A 22757-nucleotide genomic window follows, 5' to 3' on the forward strand; every position below is an offset into this window, starting at 1 on the left:
TGACCCCGACCACTAACCCCGGAACCGACCAACCCAACCCTTACCCCGCCCCCCCGCGAACAAAAATCAAGCCTCATTACGCTTACTCCACCCAAAAGCGAAAACGGTGCTTAGCGGCGTTGAACTACACACCGACGCGCAAAGTTGCCCTGGCATAGGCAAGTCAAAGACAAACCAAGACTCGCCCCCTGACATGCTAGCCAAAGCCGGGGCAGATTCGCTTAACGCAAGGTTCGAATGATCGATAGCCGATCGATGTCCGGCGGCACTAAGCAAACTGTTATCGCGCGCTCGCTGCCTGCTAAAGAGCAAACCATCCGATGGCGGCGATACCCGGCCCGGCAGCAATGATTCGTCGTCGGACGCCATCTTGTACGAAGGCAGCGACGTTCCCAAACCCAGATAACTGGCGCTGATGCCAAGCATGATCCAGACACCGGCGTAAGCTATATCAGCGCATAAAACGGCGTCCCCCGTGGCGTCTTGTGCGAACATCCGACCCCTGGCGTCATCGCGCAGATCAACCGCATCGGGCTGGCATCCGAGCATCCGGGCCGCGGCCAGCCGCAACACCGCACGGCTCGATATATACCGGTACCGTAGCGCAGGACTGGGCAATAACGCTGCACGCCGGGTTTCGTCCTGCGTCAGCCACTGCGCCGAATCGTGTGCGCTCACGCGTTGCCATTGACTGCGGAACCGGAACATGAAGATCTCGCCCGGTGCCGGCGTGCATTGACTCAGCGAAAGCGTTTCGTTCATGCGAAGCGGTAAGAACTGCGGTTGCGTTTCGCTATCGGCGAGTCGGATCGGCGCATCGAGGTTATCGATAAAATCCCGCGTCGATGTCTGCATCAATGAGCGCTCAATCAATAAACCCATAGGCATGTTAAGTACCGTTTCAGATCGAGAGGGCATGTGCCGGGAGACCGGACACGACCACGCCGGATCGATCTGGCGAACCGCCGGGCGTTCCTCTCAAGCCGATGAGGGATAGGAGCACGAACGAAAATGGCGTTGATGTCGCCGTTCCTTTCGCACCAGTTCTGTCTGCCACCGCTTAAGCGTGGGCTTCGAGCCATTCGGTCACGTAGCGGTCGCTGGAGGGGCGCTCCACCGCGCGCACGCCGTCAGGCGGCGTGCCGACAAACAAAAATCCAAGCAAACGATCACGCTCGGTCAGCCCAAGCGCGCGATGCATTTGCGGCTCGTAACTATCCGGTCCGGTCGCCCAGAAACCACCAAAACCGAGCGCATGAATAGCGTTCAACATGTTCATGGCCGCTGCCCCAACGGACAGTAACTGCTCGACTTCAGGGACCTTCGTCTCGCGTGTCAGGGACGCGACAAGCGCTATCACAACGGGCGCCGCCAGCGCGCGGCGCCCGCGATGTTCATGCGCCGAACGCGGCTCTTCGGGAGCCCGGGTGCAGGCGAGATCGACCAGCAACTCGCCGAGTTTCAGCCGCGCGTTCCCGCGAATCAGCACAAAGCGCCACGGCCGCAACGCGCCGTGATCGGGCGCGCGCAGGGCGGCATCGAAAATCTGTTGAAGCTGGGAATCGTCGGGCGCGGGTTCGGCTAGCGGCCAGTGCGACTGACGCGTCATCAACACGTTCAGGGCTTCGGCACTGACGCCGGGGCTCATCGTTTCCATGGATAGGTCCAAGCTCTCTCAAGGCATCCATGATCGCGAAAAATGCATCGTATTGCAAATGATTCGCAATAACTTGATTTTGTCATGGTAGATGCCTATGCTTCGGTGCTGTTCGCAATTTTTGAGATTGTCCGTCGATGACCCCCGCGCCGATCCCGATTCCGACAGCCGGGCGCTGGCCCGCCGATGATGTGACCAACGCGCAAGCCCCGATGGCGTTGCGTTTCACGTCTCTTTCACGTCTCTGGACGACTTGGACGGTTGCTCGGGCGCGCTGGCATTCGGACTCTGAGCCTGCTGCCGCAACGCTGGAGAACGAGCTTTGAAGCAGTCTTTGCATCAGACGATTTAATATGAAATAATAATCATTCTCATTCGTATTAAGGAGATTTCGATGAGCTGGGGCGACGAAAACACGATCTTCAATGTTGTGATGAACCACGAGGAACAGTATTCGATCTGGCCGGATTACAAGGCGCTGCCCGCCGGATGGACTGCTGTTGGCAAGACCGGCAAGAAGGACGAATGCCTTGCGTACATCGACGCTGTGTGGACCGACATGCGCCCGCTCAGCCTGCGTCAGGCGATGGCAGCCGATGCGACGGCCGATGCCAGCGTCAAAGCGGCCTGAGACAGGTCGCGGATGAACGTCACGCTGATCTGTCTGCCGTTCGCCGGAGCAAGTGCGGCGGTTTATCGGGAGTGGGGCGCATTGCTGCCATCGTGGATACGTGTTCACGCCCTCGACCTTCCCGGCCACGGTGCGAAACGCGCGCAGCCTGCGCCGCATCGCTGGCCGGACGTGGCGGACGCTCTGGGACGCGAAGCCTTGCCGGCGATCGACGGACCTTTCGCTATCTTCGGCTACAGCATGGGCGCGCTGGCCGGTCTCGAACTGGCGCACTGGTTGCGCCGCGCCCACGGTCTCATGCCCGTGTGGTTCGGTGCAGCAGCGTGCGCGGCGCCGGCCTGCCGGGCGCTCGACGCGACATGGCTGGATTGCACCGACGAAGCGATGATCGATGAATTACGGCGTCTCGGCGCAACGCCCGAAGAACTGCTCGGCGATCGCGGATTCCTCGATATTGCGCTTCCCGTGCTTCGCGCCGATTTCCATCTGTGCGCGACATACGTGCGTACTGGCAACGCATTGCGCGCGCCGCTCGCTTGTCCCTTGCTGGCGCTTGGCGGCCGAGATGATAAGTTATCCGAACCACCGGAGAACTTGTTGGCCTGGGCACACGAGACGTCGGGGAGTTTCACTCAACGCGTATTCGACGGTGGCCATTTTTTCATCGATACGGCGCGCGCTGAACTGATCGAGGCGATCGTGACTTCGCTGGCGTCAACTTTAGCGCCCACATCAAAAAGCGCTGCCCCCGCGAGTCCGCTTTCCCGTGCCAGCGTCGCACATTTACGGGACGTTGCCTCTGGCGCTTCAAGTGCAATTTCCCGCACTGCATCCACTGATTCCGCCGGCGCGGCCGGTCCAAGGAGCTTTCATTCATGACGTTTTCTTATCCTGCGCTGTTCGACTTCGAACCCTTTGCCGGACGAAGTGAAGAGTTCGTGGCGCTGATCAGGCAGTTCGCAGCCGCGCATCCGTTTCGCAGCGCCACTGTCGATGAATTACTGCTCGACGACGACTATCATCGCCGGCCGTTGCGCCCGGAAGATTTCGAATTCCTCAAATTCATGAAGCCAGTGCGTGCCGACAATGTCAGCCGGCTTCCGTCGCTGGCATCGAACCGCACGCTGCTGTCGATCTACGAGCTGGAAGCCGCACGCATGCCGCACAGCGGCGAAGCGGCGGACTGGCAACGCTTCACGGAGTTCTATCGTGACGACGTCAGGACGCTGGGCGCACAACTGGCCCCGTTCCTCGAAGCGTATGCGTTCTCCTACCTGAGCAGCGAGTCGTCGGAAGGCGAAAGTGTGGCGGCTGCGAGTGCACGGCTTGCACGCATCATCGACGATGAGAGCGCGTTCTGGGAGACAACGTTTGCGCGCCTGATGCGCAACGACTATCTGGAAGAAGGACTGCGTTTCATCATGGTCCAGCGCTGGGCGCTCGCGCCGTCGAAGCGGCGCGCGGTGGCCCGGGCGGCGGCGAACGGATATTTCGACGCGTTGCCGCAGGACGCGTGGCCGACACTCGAAGGCGATCTTCCCGACGACGCCTTGATGCTGCGCGTAGCCGCTACTTGCGGCGTGACGCGTCAGCAGCACGCGTACTGGCAGTTCTATCTGCCGACGAGCATGGCGAAAACCAATCTGCTGTATGCGCTTGCACGGCGCCCGGATCGCGCATTTGCGCTGACCGGCGCGGTGTTTGCGGCCGAAGCCGAGTGGCTGGCTTTCGGTCTTGCACTTGAGCGTGCGTGCGCGTGGTTGCAGCCGGCGGGCCGTCGCGCCGGTGAAGCCGAGGCGCGCAAGGCTGCGCTGGTCGGCCGTTTCGCGACCGCGCTGCAAACCATGTCAGACCGCTTTGGCGATGCCGCGTTCGAGCAATGCGTATCGGGTGCGGCAGCGGGTGAACGTCTCGCGGAACGTGGCCGGTGGGATCTCGGCGAGCAATTGCAATGGCTTGGCGCGATTCCTCAATACTGTGAGTTCGCGCGCCGCATCAGCAAACGGATTGACGCCGAGTGCGCTGATATTGACCGCGAGACGTTCATCGAGCCGCATGAAATGTGCTCGACGACGCATGTGCATAACGACCATCGACTCGTCACGATTCAGGAAGGCGACATGCTGTTCTGGGGCAACGTCGGCATGCAGCTCAAGATGCATGAAGGCGACATGGTCCTGATTCCCGACGGCCGCCTGCACGGCTCGACGGTTGTGTCGGGTGAATGCACGTACCACCAGCCGATCATCCCTGACGACTGGGTGCAGGCACTGGTCGCCGAGCTGAACGCGAAGACCCCAGCGACACACTAGCCGCGCTGGCTAGTATCAAGCGATATCAAGCAGCATCCGGCGGAGTGCGTTGCACTTCGCTGTCCAGGCACCTCTCTCGAAGGCGCCGGTTCTCCCCACAAAAACACGGATATGGCAAGCGCCCATGACAGGGCCGGTATCGGCTCGCCCGCCGAACGTGTCGCGCAGTGCGCGGCTATGAGAACGCAAGGGCGAACCTGGGCGATGAACGAGAGGAATGAAGATGCTGACAAACGAAGAGACGACGCAGAAAAATCCCGCCAAGCCGGCGAAATCGCTTGATGCCGCAGCGTCCGCGATTTCCGTGCCCGAATTCGATCCGGGCGACTGGAAAAGCCGCATCATTGCGGGCCGGTTGATCGGCGCTGAGATCGATCTGCCCGAATGGCTTGACGCGTCGTATGAGACCTTGCGCGAACAGGTGATGCACCCGGCCTATCCATGCTTCTTCGGTACGACGGCGGAACGGCGCGGTGAGATGTTCTACTCGTTCGTCAACGGGAAGACCAAGGACATTCGCGATCTGCCCGCGACCATGCAGACTTTCGCGGAACTCGCAACGTTGCCGCAGTATCGCAAGAACAACATCGCGGTGTTCTTCGAGCCCGACACCGTGCCGCTTTCACACGATGAGTATCACGAACTATTCTGGAAGACGCTTCAGCATCTTCACGATGTCGACCCCGATCCGGCTGCGGACCAGCAGCCCGAGCCATCGCATGAAGAGTGGGAATTTTCGTTTGCCGGCGTGCAGATGTTCGTGGTCTGCGCGTGTCCTTCGTTCCGTTTGCGTCATAGCCGCAACCTCGGCCCGGGCATGGTGCTGCTGTTCCAGCCGCGCAGCGTGTTTGTCGATACGATCACCAACAAGGTCATCGGCCGCGAGGCTCGCAACCAGGTTCGCAAGCGCCTGGAGACCTGGGACGAAACCCCGGCACATCCTGACCTGGGTTTCTACGGCGATGCAGGCAATCTCGAGTGGAAGCAGTATTTCCTCGACGACCATAATGTCGCCGCGCGGGATGCTTGCCCGTTCCTGAAACGGCGGGCTCGCAAGAATGTACCTGAGGCGGTTGCCGCGAAGCCGGAAGGCGCGGTACCTAATGCGCAAGTCGCAACGCCAGCGCCCAGTGGCCTGCAAGCCGTCGCTCAAACGTATGCGAGTTTGCCGCCGGAAAAGCGCGCGGCGTTTCGCCTGCGTTTGCTTGAGCGCGGCATGTCGGGCGAGCAGTTGCCCATCGTTGCGCTTGGCGGGCGTTCGGAACATTTTCCGCTGTCGTCCGCACAGGAGCGGTTGTGGTTCCTGTGGCAACTCGATCCGGATGACGCGAGCTATAACCTGTCGGGCGCACTGAGGCTTGAAGGGTCGCTGCACATAGACAAGCTGCGTGTGGCGCTCGCTTACGTCGTGCAACGGCACGAAGTATTGCGCACGCGTTTTGTCGAATCCAATGGGCAGGCGTGGCAGGTTGTGGGCGAAGCTGGATACGGCTGGACTGAAATAGATCCGGCGGAAGCGAGTCCGCTCGAAGGACGCTTGCAAGCGTTGTCGCTGGAACCTTTCGATCTCACGCGCGGGCCGCTCCTGCGCGCCGCGCTGTTGCACGAAGCGGCAGGGTCGCGCGTGCTGCACGTATCGATGCATCACATCATCTCTGACCACGCATCGGTCAAGCTGTTGCTCGATGAGTTCATCGCGGCGTACGAACAGCTATGCAACGCAGCGGCGCTGACGGCCGAGCCGTTGCCTGTGCAGTACGGTGACTACGCTGCCTGGCAGAAGGAATGGGCGGTCGATGGCGAGAACAACTCGCATCTTGCGTATTGGGTGAAGCAACTGGGCGGAACGCAGCCGGTGCTCGAACTGCCGGTCGCGAAGAATCGCGCGGGTATGCAGACCACGCGCAACGCCCGAGGCGCGCGCGTGAGTGTCACGCTCGACGCGGTGCTTGCCCGGTCGCTCAGGCAAGCGGCAGCTAGTCACCGAACTACCCTGTTCACGTTGTTGCTCTCGGCCTATGCGGTCTTGCTCGCGCGTTACAGCGGTCAGAAGGATATGCGCATCGGCGTACCGGATGCAGGACGCAACCGGCTGGAAACGGAACGGCTGATCGGCTTCTTCGTCAACACACTGGTGATTCGCGCAGACCTCGCCGGCGTTGCGTCGTTCGGGACCTTGCTGAGCCAGCTTCATGAGCGTGTGCTTGAAGCGCATCGTCACGATGCATTGCCGTTCGCCCAACTTGTCGAGGCGTTGCAGCCTGAACGCAGCATCGGGCAGACGCCGCTATTCCAGGTGATGTTCAATCACACCCGAGCGCAGCATACGGACATCAGCGTGGCGGGATTGCGCGTGTCGGAAGTGGTCAACGACGTGCCCACGGCTCGCTTCGACCTGGTGCTGAATGCTGTCGAGCGCGACGACGAGTTGCGCCTCTCGTTCAACTACGCGGCGGACCTGTTCGACGAAACCATCGTCAGGCAGATGCTTGAGCACTACGTCGAGATCCTGGGGCAAGTGAGTACAGTAGCGGACCAGCCGCTGGCGCAGATTTCACTGAGCCGTCATGGTATCCATGACACTGCGGATCAGCCCGTGGCAAGCACAACATTCGAACCGGTCGGTCTGCGTTTCAGTCAGCAAGCGGCGAAACATCCGCTGGCGCCTGCGTTGCATTGTGAAGGTGACCGGCTTTCGTACAGCGAACTAGAGCGCTGGACGAATCGTATTGCACGCCGCCTGAACCGGCTAGGCGTTCGTCCCGATGAATGCATTGGCCTGTGCGTGGAACGCTCGGCTGCGCTGGCCGCGGGTGTGCTCGGCGTGCTGAAATCGGGCGCTGCGTTCGTGCCGCTCGATCCGGCTTATCCGCTCGAACGACTCGCCGCGATGCTCGACGACGCCGGGATCGTGCGAGTGCTGGTCGATCGCACGGGTTTTGAGCGGCTAGGCGAATTGCTGCGCGGCCGCGAGCCGATCCATGTGGCCGATGACAGGCCGCTGCCAGTCGATCCCGAAGCAGATGCCGCGTTCGCAGCACCGCTTCACCCGGAACAACTCGCCTATGTGATCTACACCTCGGGCTCGACGGGTCGTCCGAAGGGCGTCGCGATCAATCATGGCACCTTGAGCCAGCATCTGGACGACTTCATCGGCACGTATCGCATTGGTGCGGCCGACAAGGTGCTGCAATCATCGACGATCAACTTCGACGTCGCTCTGCATGAACTCCTGCCCGCGCTGCTGAGCGGCGGTCAGGTCGAGATGCGTGGTCCGCAGCTCTGGGACCCTGAGACCACGAGCCGTCATCTGATCGAGGAGAAGGTGACGTTCGCGCGCATCCCGACCGCGTACTGGCAGCAATGGTTGCGTGAGCCGCCGCCGGCCGCTTCGTTGGAAGCATTGCGGCAGATCACGGTGGGCGGCGAGGGGTTGCCCGGCGATGCGTTGCGGCAATGGCGCAACGGTCCGCTCGGGTCTATCCGGCTCGACAACCTGTACGGTCCGACCGAGACGACTATTGCCTGCATGTATCGCGAAACACGTGCTCAGGACGAGGATCAGGCGATCGTATCGATTGGCGGTCCTTATCCGTCGCGCTCGGTTCACGTCTGCGATGTCGATGGCAACGAGGCGCCGGCCGGTGCGCTGGGCGAGTTGTGCATCGGCGGGCATACGCTGGCGCGCGGTTATCTCGGACGTGCCGCGCTGACCGCCGAGCGTTTTATTCCCGATCCCGATGGTCCTTCGGGCAGCCGGCTTTATCGGACGGGGGATCTGTGCCGCCGCCGTGCGGACGGCAGTATCGACTTCCTCGGGCGGATGGACCAGCAAGTGAAACTGCGCGGTTATCGCATCGAGTTGGGCGAGATCGAGGCGGTGCTACGCGAAGCGCCCGGCGTGCAGGCAGCGGCAGCCGCGCTGCGCGGAGAAGGCGATGCGAAGCGGCTCGTGGGCTACGTGGTTGGTGACGCCGACGATGCCACGGTCCGCCGCATTCTGCAGAGTCGTCTGCCGGGTTACATGGTGCCGTCGGCGCTGGTGTGGATGGAGCACTTGCCGCTGATGCAGAACGGCAAGGTGGATCGCGCGGCGTTGCCAGAACCGGGCGTGGAAGCGGCGCGCCAGCGCATGGCGCCGCGCACCGAATTGGAGGCGGCGTTGCTGGCGATCTGGCAGTCGGTGCTGGGCCGTGACGGTCTGAGCATGACCGATAACTTCTTCGAGGTCGGCGGTCACTCTTTGCTGCTGATGCGAGTGGCCTCGCGCATTCGTCAGGAACTCGGCCGCGATATCTCGCTGCAGACGCTGTTCCTGCATCCTGTGCTTGAAAGTCTGGCGGCGGAACTGGCGTTGCGCGAGGCATGCGCGGCAGACGTTATCTCGCCGCGCGATCCCGCGGCTCGCATTCCGCTGACGCACGAGCAGGAGCGTTTGTGGTTCCTATGGAAGCTCGAACCGGACAGTGCCGCTTACACCATTACCGGTGCCGTCAACCTGAGCGGTGCGCTGAACCGGCAAGCGGTGCGCGTCGCATTGGACTGCTTGATCGAGCGGCATGAAAGCCTGCGTACGCGTTTTGTCGAAGAGGGCGGGCAGCCGTGGCAGGTAGTCGATAACGCAGCGCATGACGGACGTCATGCGCTCTACGGCTGGCGCGAGGAAAGCGTTTTCGGTCAGGATGAACTCGACGCGCGCTTGCTTGAACTGGGCCGCGAGCCCTTCGATCTCGAACATGGGCCAATGCTGCGCGTTACGTTGCTGGCACGCGCGCAGAACGAGACCATCCTTCATTTCGCGATGCCGCACATGGTGTCGGATGCGTGGTCGCAAGTCATCCTGTTGCGCGAATTCTCGCACCTGTATCGCGCGGCGAGCCGCAACGAAGCAGCCGATCTCGCGCCGCTGCCGATCCAGTACGGCGACTATGCATTGTGGCAGCGCAACCCCCGGAACGAAGCCGCACTCGATACCCACTATGCGTACTGGCAGCGCGAACTCGGCGGCGAGCAACCGCTGCTTGCGTTGCCTGTCGACCGGATATGTCATGAGGCGCGCAGCAGTGCGGGCGCGGTCATTGCACGATCGCTCGGTACTGAACTGGCCGCTGCCCTCGAACAACGTTCGCGGGAGCATGGCGCCACACGTTTCATGACCATGCTTGCTGCATTCGGGACGCTGCTGCAAGGCTATAGCGCACAGGACGACGTTCGTGTGGGCGTGCCGGTAGCGGGCCGTGATCGGATGGAGACCGAGCCGCTAATAGGCTTCTTCGTCAACACGTTGGTGATTCGCATGGCAACGCGCCGTGGTGAACCGTTCAGCGCATTGCTGGCCGAGGTGCGTGACCGGATGGCCGGCGGGCAGGCGCATGCGGACGTGCCGTTTGCGAAGCTGGTTGAACTGCTGCAGCCGCGACGCAGCATCAGCCATACGCCGCTGTTCCAGGTGATGTTTAACTACAGCGCAGAACCGCGCTCGCAAGTTGAACTACCCGGTATCGAAGTGAGCACGCTGACCGGCGGAACGGGGACAGTGCAGTTCGACCTTTCGCTGGATGTATCGGTTAATGGCGACGGCCTAAGGGTCGCTTTGAACTACGCAACCGATCTCTTCGACCCGGCGACGGCTACGCGTCTGCTCGACAGTTACGTCGCGGTGCTGGAGACAATCGCGAGCGAGCCGGACACGCGTGCGGTACCCCTGCTGGGAGATCGCGAGCAGCAGCAACTCCTGGCGTGGGGCCGTAACGATCAGACGTTTGCACAGGCTGAGCCGGTGCACCGCTTGTTCGAACGTCAGGCGATGAAGACGCCGGATGCGATCGCACTGGTGTTCGGCGACCAGACACCCACCTACCGCGAACTTGACGAACGGGCCAACCGGCTCGCGCACAAACTGGCGCGGCTAGGTGTACGACCTGAGGTGAAGGTCGGTATTGGCGTGGAGCGTTCCGTGGAGATGGTGGTCGGTTTGCTGGCCGTATTGAAGGCGGGGGGTGCCTATGTGCCGCTCGACCCGCAGTATCCGGCGGAACGTCTGGCGTACATGGCGGCCCATAGCGGCGTGCGCTTGTTACTCACGCAAAGAGCAGTTACACAACGCTTCAGCGCGAACGATCAGCCCCTGCCGATGCTGGAACTCGACACGCTGAACCTTGACGATGAATCGTCGCACAAGCCGCACGTGGATGTGCGTGGACACAACCTGGCGTATGTCATCTATACGTCCGGTTCCACCGGTCAGCCCAAGGGCGTGATGGTTCATCACCACGCGCTTAGCCACTTCATTCATGGCATGCAGGCAAAGCCTGGCCTTGCAGCAGACGATGTGCTGGTCGCCGTGACGTCGCTTTCGTTCGATATCGCCGCGCTCGAGTTGTACTTGCCGCTTGTCGTCGGTGCGCGAATCGTCTTGGCTACGCGAGAGGTCGCCCGGGACGGAGCGGCGCTCGCAAGACTGGTGCAGGACTCGAAGGCCACAGTGTTGCAGTCGACCCCTGCCGGATGGCGGTTGTTGCGGGCCGGCGGTTGGCCGCAGGCGCCGCTTGTGGGCTTCAAGGGGCTATGCGGGGGCGAAGCATTGCAGCCCGATCTGGCACGCGACCTGAACGAACAGGGTGTCGAGCTATGGAACATGTACGGCCCGACCGAGACCACGATCTGGTCCGCGGCCGGGCGCGTGCTCGATGCCGCGCCGGGTCTGGGCAGTCCTATCGCGGGAACGCAGCTCTACGTCCTCGATTCGAGCATGGCGCTCGTTCCACCCAACGTGCCGGGCGAGTTGTATCTCGGTGGTGTCGGGCTGGCGCGTGGTTATATCGGGCAGGGCGGGCTGACGTCGGAGCGATTCGTGGCGGACCCGTTCAACGGCAGCGGTGCGCGCCTGTATCGGACAGGCGATCTCGTGAAGTGGCGGGGCGACGGCCGCCTTGAGTATCTGGGGCGTATGGACCATCAGGTGAAGATCAGGGGCTTTCGTATCGAACTGGGGGAGGTCGAGGCGCAGTTGCTGGCGCAACCTGAGGTGCGTGAAGCCGTTGTTGTGGCGCACGAAGGTACCGGCGGCGCGCGGCTGGTGGCTTATGTGTCGCCTATGGCGGGGCAGCCGGCGGATGCCGCCGAGTTAAGAGAAAAGCTGGTCGCGGTGCTGCCGGACTATATGGTGCCCGGTCTGATCGTGGTCATGGATCGCTTGCCGTTGAACACGAACGGCAAGGTTGATCGCCACGCGCTGCCGTTGCCTGAGCAAACCGAACGGATCTGGGAAGCGCCGAAAGGCGAGATAGAAGCGGTGCTCGCAGGAGTCTGGCAGGACGTGTTACGCGTCGAACGTATTGGTCGTCACGATAATTTCTTCGAGATGGGCGGGCAGTCGTTGTTGGCATTGCGCGCGGTCGCGGCGCTGCGTGAGGCGTTGAACGTCGAGTTGCCGGTGCAGAAGTTGTTCGCCTATCCGGTACTGGCAGATCTGGCGCGTGCGATCGAGAGGGACGCACCGGATGTGATGCTCGGGACCCCCGCTACGTTGTCCGGCGTGATCTCAACAAGACCAGAAGGAATGCTAAGTATCCCGCTTTCGCCCGCGCAGGAACGGCTGTGGTTTTTCTCGCGCCTGAGTCCGCAGAGTGCTGCATATAACCTGACGGGCGCGGTGAAGCTGGAAGGCGCGCTCGACCGCGACATCCTGCGTGAAGCAGTCGCGGCTCTCGTCGCACGTCATGAGAGCTTGCGCACGCGTTTCATTGAAGTCGATGGCGTGGCGATGCAGCAAGTCGATGTCGTCGAGCCGGGTTGGTCGGTGCTCGATCTTGAATACGTTCCGCAGGAAAGCAAAGCCCAGCGCGTGGCGGACACCGTGCATGCGATCTCCCGTGCGCCCTTCTCTCTGGAACAAGGGCCGCTGTTTCGCGTCACGCTGATCCGGCTTGGTGACTGCGAACACGTGCTTCATTTCGTGACGCATCACATCATCTCGGATGCATGGTCGAACCGGATCATCCTCGACGAATTCTCGCGTCTTTACACGGCGATCCGTCAAGGTCGCGCGCATCGGCTTGCACCGCTGCCGGTCCAGTACGCCGACTACGCGCTGTGGCAGAACGATGCGCAACAGCAAGCACGCGCCGACGCGGAACTTGCGTTCTGGCGTGAGCGGCTCGGAGGCGAGTTGACGGTGCTTGAACTCCCGTTTGACCGCCCGCCGCCGGCTTCGCGCAATCAGGCAGGTGCACGGATCGATGTCAGGCTCGCGGCGCCGCTCATCAATGCAGTGCGAGCGCTGTCGCGTCGGCATCAGGCAACGCCGTTCATGGTGCTGCTGGCGGCATTCGATGTGCTGCTCGCGCGTTATAGCGGCCAAGCTGATATCCGCGTTGGCGTGCCTGTAGCAGGGCGAGACCGGCTTGAGACGCAATCGTTGATCGGCTTCTTTGTCAACACGCTGGTGATCCGCACGGAGATGGCGGGACTCGATACCGTCGAAACGCTGCTGCGCCATGTTCGCGAACGCGTGCTCGAAGCGCAGGCGCATCAGGACGTACCGTTCGCCCGCGTTGTCGATACGCTGAATCCTGGCCGAAGCCTGACGCAGACGCCGCTTTTCAGCGTCATGTTCAACTACGATCACGGCACGGAGGGCGAGGGGCTCAGCTTGCCTGGCCTGCGGGTCTCGCCGATAGAAACATCGACGGGTACTGCGCGTTTTGATCTTGTGCTGTCGGTCCGCGAGCGGCACGAGGGGATCACACTTTCGTTGAACTATGCCCGCGATGTGTTCGACGCTCAAACCGTCGAACGGATGCTGGGCCACTACGTCTCGCTGTTGGAGCAGATTACGACGAAGGACCACGCGTATCTGGCCGAGCTCATGCTCGATGCCGAAGTGGACCAACCTGCGCTTAGCGCTCACGCGTTCATGCCGGTCGGCGAACGCATCGCTGCGCAGGCGCGGCGCCAGCCTCACGCGGCCGCCGTGCATTGCGAGGGCGCGCGCCTGTCGTACGGCGAACTCGATGTCTGGTCGAACCGCATTGCGCGAGCGTTGCATGCGCGAGGGATGGGTGCGGAGACTCACGTAGGGCTATGTCTGACGCGCTCGGTGGGATTGGTCGCGGCGGTTGTCGCCGTGCTCCGGTCGGGCGCTGCTTTCGTGCCGCTCGATCCCGCTTATCCGGCCGAGCGTCTGCGCGCCATGATGGACGACGCGCAACTGTCGTGCGTACTCGGCGATGCAGCCACGTTCGCGACATGCGGGCCGCTTTTCGCGGGCCGCGAGGTCATCGATATAAATGCGCTCGATACACTGCCCGGCGATCCGCTCGATGTTCCCATTCATCTCGAGCAACTGGCCTATGTGATCTACACATCGGGCTCGACGGGACGGCCCAAAGGCGTGGCGATCAGTCATGTTGCGCTGAGCCGCCATCTGGACGATTTCATCGGTACATACGGAATCAATGCAGCCGACGTCCAACTGCAATCGTCGACGATCAACTTCGACGTGGCGCTGCATGAAATGCTGCCGGCGCTGATGCAGGGCGGTCAGGTCGAGATGCGTGGTCCACAGCTATGGGACATCCAGACGACCAGCCGCCACCTGAAGGACGGCCGCGTCACGTTCGCGCGGATTCCCACGGCGTACTGGCAACAATGGTTGCGCACGCCGCCGCCTTTGGACGACCTCGCTTCGCTGCGGCAAATCACCGTGGGCGGCGAGGGACTTCCCGGTGATGCGCTCGCGCAGTGGCGTAACGGGCCGCTCGCACGCATCCGCCTGGATAACCTGTATGGCCCGACGGAGACGACGGTGGCGTGCATGTATCGCGAAACGCGCGCAGCGGATACGGCGCAGGCGATCGTGTCGATCGGCGAGCCGTATGGATCACGATGTGTGTACGTGATGGACCGGCACGGTAACGAGGCCCCGGTCGGCGCGCTGGGCGAGTTGTGCATTGGCGGGCTGACGCTCGCACGCGGTTATCTGGATCGTCCCGGCCTGACGGCGGAACGGTTCGCGCCGGACCCGCGTATGCCGGGGGCGCGTTTGTATCGCAGTGGCGATCTGTGCAGGCGGCGCGTGGACGGCAGCATCGACTTTCTCGGGCGGCTGGACAGCCAAGTAAAGCTGCGCGGTTTCCGCATTGAACTGGGTGAGATCGAAGCGGTGTTGCGCGAAGCGCCCGGTGTGCAGGCAGCGGTCGCCACGCTGCACGGTGAAGGTGATGCTAAGCGGATCGTCGGCTATGTGGTCGGGGATCATGACGGGTTCGATGAAGCAGCCATACGCGGCGTGCTGGAAAGCCGTTTGCCGGGCTACATGGTGCCGTCGGCGCTGGTGTGGCTCGAGCGTTTGCCTCTCATGCAGAACGGCAAGCTCGATCGTGCCGCGCTGCCCGAACCGGGCAATCCGACGAGCGCTGAAAAAACCGCCCCACGTACGCCGCTTGAGACGCGGTTGCTTGGTATCTGGCAAGAAGTGCTCGGGCGCGATGACATAGGCGTCACCGATAACTTCTTCGAAGCAGGCGGACATTCGCTGCTCGCGCTCAAGGTGCTCGCCAAGGGTGCTCAGTCCGGCTTGGTCAGCCTGACGCTCGAAGCGTTGTTCCAGCACGCCACGGTTCGCACGCTTGCGGCGCATCTTGGCGCGGAGGAAGCAGGACCCGCAGCGAATGTTGTATCGATGAACGAGCGCACTGACGCGCCTATCGTCTTTGCAATCCATCCGGCGTCGGGTCTGGTCGCGGACTATCGGCCGCTTGCCGCAGCGCTTGATGGTGTCGCGAACGTGTATGGCGTGCAGGCGCCGTTTTATACGGAAGACTGGTGGCCCGGTGATTTGTCGGCGCTTGCCGCCGACTACGCCGCGCGTATTCGCACGGTGCAACCGGTCGGGCCATACCGGTTGATCGGCTGGTCGGTGGGCGGGGTGATCGCGACCGAAGTGGCCCGAGTGCTGGCGCGCGACGGCGGTGAAGTGCCGTTCGTCGGCTTGATCGACGCACACGTACTGAGGGCGGGGGACGCTCACGAAATTAGCGATGAAGCCGCGGTGACTTACGAGCAAATGCGCACGTATCGCGCAACGGATCATGAGCTGCAGAAAGTGCTCGACGACGCTGGCAAAAAATGGCCGTCGATGCAAGGCGAATTGTCCGATGCCGGCACTCGCGCGCTCCTCAGCAAGGTCATGTTGTTCCAGCGGCACCTGGGTCATATCGTCCGTTACACGGAGCGCGCGCCATTGCCGGTTGACCTGAAGCTGTGGTGGGCACGGCGCCGTCCTTACCGCCCTGCACGCGAAGCGACGGCTATGTGGTCGGCTCGCTCGACGGGCCGCGTGTCGGTGGCCAACGAGATCGATGCGGACCATACGCACATCGTGCAGCACAGCGATCTTTTCGATGACCTCGCGCGTGCGCTTGCCTCCAGTGTGTCGGGTGACCACGACCATCGGCCGGAGCACTTGTCATGAGCTTGAGTGTGCACGATCTGATGAGCATGTGGCAATCCGGTGAGGCAGGAATGGCCAGCCGCCTCCGTACGCTGGCATTCGAACGTCCAGGCGCGACCGCGTTGATCACGATCGATGCCGCAGGTGAAACGCAGTACGACTACGCTGAGCTCGATCGCCGGGCGGCGTGCGTGGCCGCGCGCTTCGGTGATCAATGCGCGGCGGGTAAACGTGCGCTGCTTCTGATGGACAGCGGTATCGACTACGTGAGTGCGCTTTTTGGCTGCCTGTATGCCGGGGTCGTCGCGGTCCCGGTGTATCCGCCGGAATCGAAACGCGAGCAGCATCTGGCGCGGCTACGCGGGATCGCGCAGGATGCGGGCGTGCGTTACGTGCTGACCACGTCGGTGTTGCAAGAGCGCTTTGCGGACCAGTACGGTGAACTGGCGCCGGACGCTGAGATCATCGCGGTGGATACGCTGTGCGCGACGACTGTATCTAACGATACCGGCGCCTTCGCGCTGCATGACGTGCGCTCGTCCGACATCGCGTTCCTGCAATACACGTCAGGTTCCACGGGAACGCCCAAAGGCGTGATGGTCAGCCACGGTAATCTCATCGCGAACGAAATAGCGATCAAGGCGGCCCTCGGCGTGCAGAGCGACGACGTGTTCGTGAGCTGGCTACCGCTCTATCACGACATGGGGTTGATCGGCAGCTTGTTGCAGCCGGTCTTCAGCGGCATTCCTCTCGTGCTGATGTCGCCGCATTATTTTCTTGAACGTCCAATGCGCTGGCTTCAGGCTATCGCCCGGCATCGAGGCACGATTTCCGGGGCACCTGATTTCGCGTATCGACTGTGTGCCGAACGCCTGCGCGACAACGCCATCGCGCAACTCGACCTGTCGAGTTGGCGGCTCGCTTTCTCCGGCTCTGAACCCGTGCGGCGCGACACTCTCGATACGTTTGTCGCGCGCTTCGCGCCTGCCGGCTTCGATGCCGCCGCGCTCTATCCGTGTTACGGCCTTGCCGAAGCAACGCTCTTCGTGACGGGCGGCCGGCGCGGCGCGGGTTTGATATCGGCCAGGTTTGAGAGCGATGCTTTGTCTGCCGCTCGCGTGGCCGTCACGTCGGAGGGTGAACCGGGCACGGTGCTGGTCGCATGCGGTGCGACGCAACCGGGCCACGCTGTTGTGATCGTCGATCCGGTGAATGGGCAAACGCTAACCAGCGGCAAGATTGGAGAAATCCATGTAAGCGGGCCGAGCGTGGCGCACGGTTATTGGCAACGCGCCGACGCCAGCGCATCGACGTTTCGTACCGACGGCATCACGCGATGGCTGCGCACCGGCGACCTGGGTTTCGTCCATGACGGGCAGCTCTATATCGCCGGCCGCTGCAAGGACCTGATCATCGTGCGCGGCAAGAACCTGTATCCGCAGGATATCGAGCAGGCGGTTGAAGCGCGCTGCGAGTTCGTGCGCAAAGGTCGGGTTATCGCGTTTGCCGCCGATATCGATGGCGCCGAAGGTCCCGCGCTCGCACTCGAAGTCGCGCCGATGATGAAAAAGCGCTTCACGGCGGCTGACGTCGTGGCGCAGTTGAACCGCTGTGTGTTCGACGCGTGCGGTGAGGTTCCCATCGCTGTTGTGCTGCTGAATCCTGCGGCGTTGCCGAAGACATCGAGTGGGAAATTACAGCGGTCGGCTACGCGGCAAGGCTGGCAGGACCGCACGCTCGATGCGTATGCGCTATGGGAGCATGGGCACTTCGTGGTGGGTGCGGACGCAAGCGATACGCCGCAGCAAGCTCCACTCGACGGCCTCGAAAAAGAACTCGCGGCACTATGGAGCGAAGTGCTCGACTTAGAGATCGCGACACGCGATGCGCATTTTTTCGCGTCCGGTGGCAGTTCGCTGACGGCGGCGCGCTTAGCGGCACGCATTGGCGAACGTTGGCGCCGGCCGTTCGAGATCGGGCAAGTCTTCGAATTCCCGACACTCGCGACCATGGCTCAAGCGCTGTCTCATGCACTTGAAAAGCCAGAGTGCGAGCCAGTCGATACCTTCCCATTGGAGCGTAGCGACGAGCTTGTTGCATCGCACGCGCAGCAGCGGCAACTGTTCGCGTGGCAACTCGATCCACAGAGCCGCGCTTATCACATCGCTACCGGCATACGGTTGCGTGGCCAACTCGACATCGACGCGCTGCGCCGCAGCTTCGACAGCCTCGTCGAACGTCATGCCGCGTTGCGCACAAGCTTTGTCGAGACACCGGGTGCGGCGTATGTCTACGTGCCACGAATCCATCCGGAAAAACCACTTAACTGGATGCGCGCCGATCTGCTCGATAAAGACTTCAGCGAAGACGCGCTTGGCAAGCTCGCGCAGCGCTTCGCCGCCGAGCCGTTCGATCTTGCGCAAGGACCTGTGTTGCGCGTGGGCCTCGTACGCTACGGCGACGACGAACACTTGTTGCTGCTGGCACTGCATCACATCGCTACCGACGGATGGTCGATGCAGATCATCGTCGATGAATTTGTCGCGTACTTTCGCGCCACGGTAACGAACACTCCGGTCACGATTGCCGCGCCGCTGGTCGGTTATACCGACTACGCCGCGTGGCAAAACCGTTGGCTTAATGGCGGCGAAGCGCAGCGCCAGCTCGACTACTGGCGCAACGAACTTGGCGACGAAGTACCTGCATTGGCCTTGTCATTCGATCGTTCGCCTGCCGCCGGTCCCGGAAGCCTCGCTGCCTCGCGCATGCCGTTCGCGCTTCCCGCAAGCCTCGCACGCCGGGTCCGCGATGCAGCAAGCCGGCATGGTGCCACGCCGTTCATCCTGCTGCTCGCGGCCTATCACGCATGGTTGTATCGCGTGACTGGGCAGGCCGATATCCGCACCGGTGTGCCGGTAGCGAATCGCCAGCGGCCTGAAACGCATGGCGTGGTGGGTTTTTTCACCAATACCATTGTGCTGCGCAGCGTCTGCACGGCATCGCTGCGCGTATCCGCTCTTGTGGCCGCGCTTCGTCGCGCGGCAATCGAGGGGCAGGCGCATCAGGCGCTGCCGTTCGATGTACTTGTCGAGCGTCTGAACCCGGCACGCGACGCGCAGGGTCTGCCGCTCTTCGAGACAACGTTCAACTATCTCGCCGATGACTATCCTGCACTCGAGCGACTGCCTGGTCTCACTGCATCGCGTTATGAAATCGAAGAAGCACACGTGAAAGTTCCGCTTGCACTCGATCTGCGCGAATCACGGGACGGTGGAATGCGTGCTTACCTGACCTACGCAAGCGATCTGTTCGACGCAACGAGCGTTGAGCGTATGGCCGCGCAATACCAACGTGTAGTTGAAGCGTTTGCCGCCGCGTTGCTCTCTGATGATCCCGCTGCTGCCCCGACCCTGGCAGCGCTCGACCTGCTCGATCTTGAAGAGCAGGCACGCGTGGCAGCCGCAAGCCGCGGCAGGGTTGCAAACCTCTCCGACGAACCGGTGCATGTGCGAGTCGCGAGCCACGCACAAGCCCAGCCCGAGGCGCCGGCGCTGATCGATCGAGAGGAGCGCCTGAGCTACCGTGAAGTCGACCAACGCACGCAACGCATCGCATGCTGGTTGCTCGATCACGGGCTTGGGGTTGGGCAACATGTTGCGATCGTCGCGGACCGTTCGGCGGCGTTTGTCGTTGCGATGCTCGGAGTGTTGAAAGCGGGCGGTGCTTATGTTCCCCTCGATGCGGGTAATCCGCCGCAAAGGCTTGAACAGACCTTGCGCGGTTGCGGAGCGCAGTTTGTGTTGTGGGAAAAGGAAAAGGCCGAATTCGCGCTTGATGGTCTGCAGCAAACAACGATCGATAACGCGCAACAACACACGCATGCGCTCACCCGCGAGCTGCCGACGGTCGACTCGCGGGAAGCGGCTTACGTGATCTACACGTCGGGCTCTAGCGGCACGCCGAAGGGGGTAGTGATACCGCATGCCGCCTTGAGCAATTACGTGGAAGCGGTGCTTGACCGTCTCGCGTTACCGCCGCGCTCGACGTTCGCTATGGTATCGACCGTGGCTGCGGATCTTGGCCATACCATGTTGTTCGGGGCACTCGCGTCAGGCGGCACGCTGCATCTGATCGACCGCGACACGACACTGGACGCTGATTGCTTCGCGCGGTATATGACTGAAAACAGAATAGATGTACTGAAGATCGTTCCAGGACATCTGAACGCATTGCTGCAGGTGCAGAATGCCGCCGATGTCTTGCCAGCTCATACGTTGATATTAGGCGGTGAGGCGACGGCATGGCCATTGCTCGAGAATATCCGCGCGCTCAAACCGTCGTGCCGCGTGATCAATCACTATGGTCCGACCGAGACGACCGTCGGCATCCTGACGCAAGACGCGGCGCATGCAGACTCACGCGCGGCTACCTTGCCTCTTGGCTTGCCGTTAGCCAATACCTCCACATGGGTACTCGATACACACATGAACCCCGTCGGTGCAGGCGAAACCGGCGAACTGTATCTGGGCGGCGCGGGTGTCGCCCGGGGCTATCTGGGCCGTCCGGGAATGACGGCGGAGCGCTTTGTTCCAGATCCCTTCACAGCGGGGGCGCGGTTGTATCGCAGTGGTGACCGGGCACGTCGGCTGGTGGACGGTGCGATCGAATATCTCGGCCGTATCGATGATCAGGTCAAGATCCGCGGTTATCGCGTGGAGCCCGGCGAGATCGCGGCACGGTTGCGTGCGCTTGATGGCGTGCTCGATGCAGCGGTGATCGTCTCGGCAGCGGGGCGTCTGGCCGGGTTTGCAACAGCGAAGCCCGGACGCACGCTCGATACAGCCTCGCTAAAGAAGCAACTAGCGGCCGTCCTGCCGGACTACATGGTGCCGTCCAGCTTGCGCGTGCTCGACGCGTTGCCGCTTAATCGCAACGGCAAGCTCGACCGGCAGGCGCTGGGCGAACTGGCGCGCAAGGCGACAAGAACTGGTGGGAGCGTTCATCGTATACCGCATGGCGCGACCGAAATCACGCTCGCGCGTATCTGGTCCGACGTGCTGGGACTGGCCGAAAGCAAACCGGAAAGCAGCATCCTCCGCGACGACAATTTCTTCGCGCTCGGCGGTCATTCGCTCGCTGCAATGCGAATGTTGTCGCGCGTGCGGGCCGAGTGGTCAATCGAGTTGCCGCTGCGTGCAGTGTTCAGCGCGCCGACGCTCCAGGCGCTTGCTGTGCGTATCGATGAACTATCCATCGAGGCACACGCGGCCGGCAGCGAGACGCCAACGATCCGGGTCATCGAACGGCAGCGGGAGATGCCGTTATCGCTCACGCAGCAGCGCATCTGGGTCGTGGACCAGCTGGCGGGTGGCAGCCTCGCGTCGTACAACATGGCGGCGGGGCTGGACTTGCGCGGTGACCTCGATGCGAATCTGCTGCATGCGAGCCTCGCCGCACTCGTCGAGCGTCATGAAGTCCTGCGCTCGTCGTTTGGCGAGCACGACGGCGATCCTGTCCTGACGATTGCAGATCATCTTGACGTACCAATGCCGCTCGTCGACTGCAGCGCATTGCCAGATACACAACGCGAGCAGACCGTCGCTCGTTACCTGACCGATGCAGCGAACCGTCCATTCGATCTCGCTGCGCCGCCGCTGGTGCGCGCGTTGCTCTTGAAGTTCGATGCGTCGCATCACGTGCTGATTCTTGTGCTGCATCACATCGTGGCGGATGGCGCGTCGGTGCATATCCTTATCGATGAACTGTGTGCGCAATATCGTGCGCGGCGCGGTGGCCTGCCGAGCGCGTTGCCGGCCTTGCCGATTCAGTACGCCGACTATGCGGCGTGGCAGCGCGAAGAACTGACCGCTGTGAAGCTGCGTGACGAGCAGGACTTCTGGCGCACGTATCTGGCGAACGCACCGCACTTCCTGGCCTTGCCTGCCGACCGGCCTCGTCCGCCAGTCGCTTCTCACGATGGTGGCACGGTGCGTCTGAGGTTGTCTCGTGAAACCGGTGCGCGGGTCACGACGCTCGCAAGCGCACGCGGCATGACGCCGTTCGCAGTGTTGCTCGCGAGTTTCCAGTTGTTCCTGCACAAACTGACAGGCCAGACCGATCTTCTGATCGGCACCGACGTAGCAGGGCGCGACCGGACCGAGCTCGAAGGGCTGGTCGGTTTTTTCATCAACGTGTTGCCGGTCCGCTCGCGCATCAGCGTCGATGGTGCGAACACGGCGAGCTTCAACGCATGGCTCGATACCGCGAAGCATTCGGCTTGGGAAGCGCTTGAACACCGGGCATTGCCGTTCGACCGGATCGTCGATGCGCTTGCCGTATCGCGCCGGCGTGATGCGAATCCGCTGCTGCAAATGTTGTTCGTGCTGCGTGACCTGCCGCGCAAGAACACGAGCGTGCCGGGTCTTGCGATCGAATTGCTGCGAGTGCAGACGACCCAGTCGAAATTCGACATGGCTCTGTTCGTGGAACCGGTCGATGGTGGTTACGAAGTCGAATGGGTCTACGCATCGTCGCTATTTGCGCGGTCCACGGTTGAGCGATGGTTCCGGTTGTGGCGTGACTTGCTCGACCAGGTATCGACCGATCCGGATGCGCGGCTCGATCTCAACCGGACGCTTCCCGACGACTCGCCCGACGCCGTGCTCCAGCGCGTACCTGAAGCCATTCCGCAATGACCTCGCA

General features: G+C 62.3%; 7 protein-coding genes. 5 read left to right on the forward strand and 2 right to left on the reverse strand.

Annotated features, from left to right (window positions below; genetic code table 11):
- Nucleotides 1-66: 66 nt before the first annotated feature.
- Together HB376_RS16905 and HB376_RS16910 are read right to left on the reverse strand one after the other, a co-directional pair.
- Nucleotides 67-855, reverse strand: coding sequence for a hypothetical protein (locus HB376_RS16905; RefSeq protein WP_213764818.1), 789 nt, complete (start codon nucleotides 853-855; stop codon nucleotides 67-69).
- A gap of 205 nt (nucleotides 856-1060) precedes the next feature.
- On the reverse strand, nucleotides 1061-1657 hold the full coding sequence (locus HB376_RS16910) for a nitroreductase (protein WP_213764819.1): 597 nt from the start codon (nucleotides 1655-1657) through the stop codon (nucleotides 1061-1063).
- Nucleotides 1658-2051: 394 nt separating this feature from the next.
- On the opposite strand from HB376_RS16910, the gene HB376_RS16915 reads away from it, so the two are divergent.
- The 5 genes from HB376_RS16915 (at nucleotide 2052) to HB376_RS16935 (ending at nucleotide 22750) form a co-directional block, all read left to right on the forward strand.
- Entirely contained in the window at nucleotides 2052-2288 is a 237-nt protein-coding gene (locus tag HB376_RS16915) for an MbtH family NRPS accessory protein (RefSeq protein ID WP_213764820.1), read from the forward strand.
- Nucleotides 2289-2300: 12 nt separating this feature from the next.
- Entirely contained in the window at nucleotides 2301-3167 is an 867-nt protein-coding gene (locus HB376_RS16920; RefSeq protein WP_213764821.1) for an alpha/beta fold hydrolase, read from the forward strand.
- The gene (locus HB376_RS16925) at nucleotides 3164-4600 is read left to right on the forward strand and encodes a peptide synthetase (RefSeq protein ID WP_213764822.1); all 1437 of its coding nucleotides are present in this window, start codon (nucleotides 3164-3166) and stop codon (nucleotides 4598-4600) included. Before HB376_RS16920 ends, HB376_RS16925 begins: the two co-directional genes overlap by 4 nt.
- Before the next feature lie 223 nt (nucleotides 4601-4823).
- Nucleotides 4824-16076: a non-ribosomal peptide synthetase gene (locus HB376_RS16930; protein ID WP_213764823.1), complete on the forward strand. Its 11253-nt coding sequence runs from the start codon at nucleotides 4824-4826 to the stop codon at nucleotides 16074-16076.
- Complete coding sequence (locus tag HB376_RS16935) at nucleotides 16073-22750, forward strand: non-ribosomal peptide synthetase (RefSeq protein WP_213764824.1); 6678 nt, start codon at nucleotides 16073-16075, stop codon at nucleotides 22748-22750. Before HB376_RS16930 ends, HB376_RS16935 begins: the two co-directional genes overlap by 4 nt.
- Nucleotides 22751-22757 lie beyond the last annotated feature (7 nt).

Origin of the sequence: Caballeronia sp. dw_19, from assembly GCF_018449515.1 — a bacterium.
Lineage (GTDB): Bacteria > Pseudomonadota > Gammaproteobacteria > Burkholderiales > Burkholderiaceae > Caballeronia.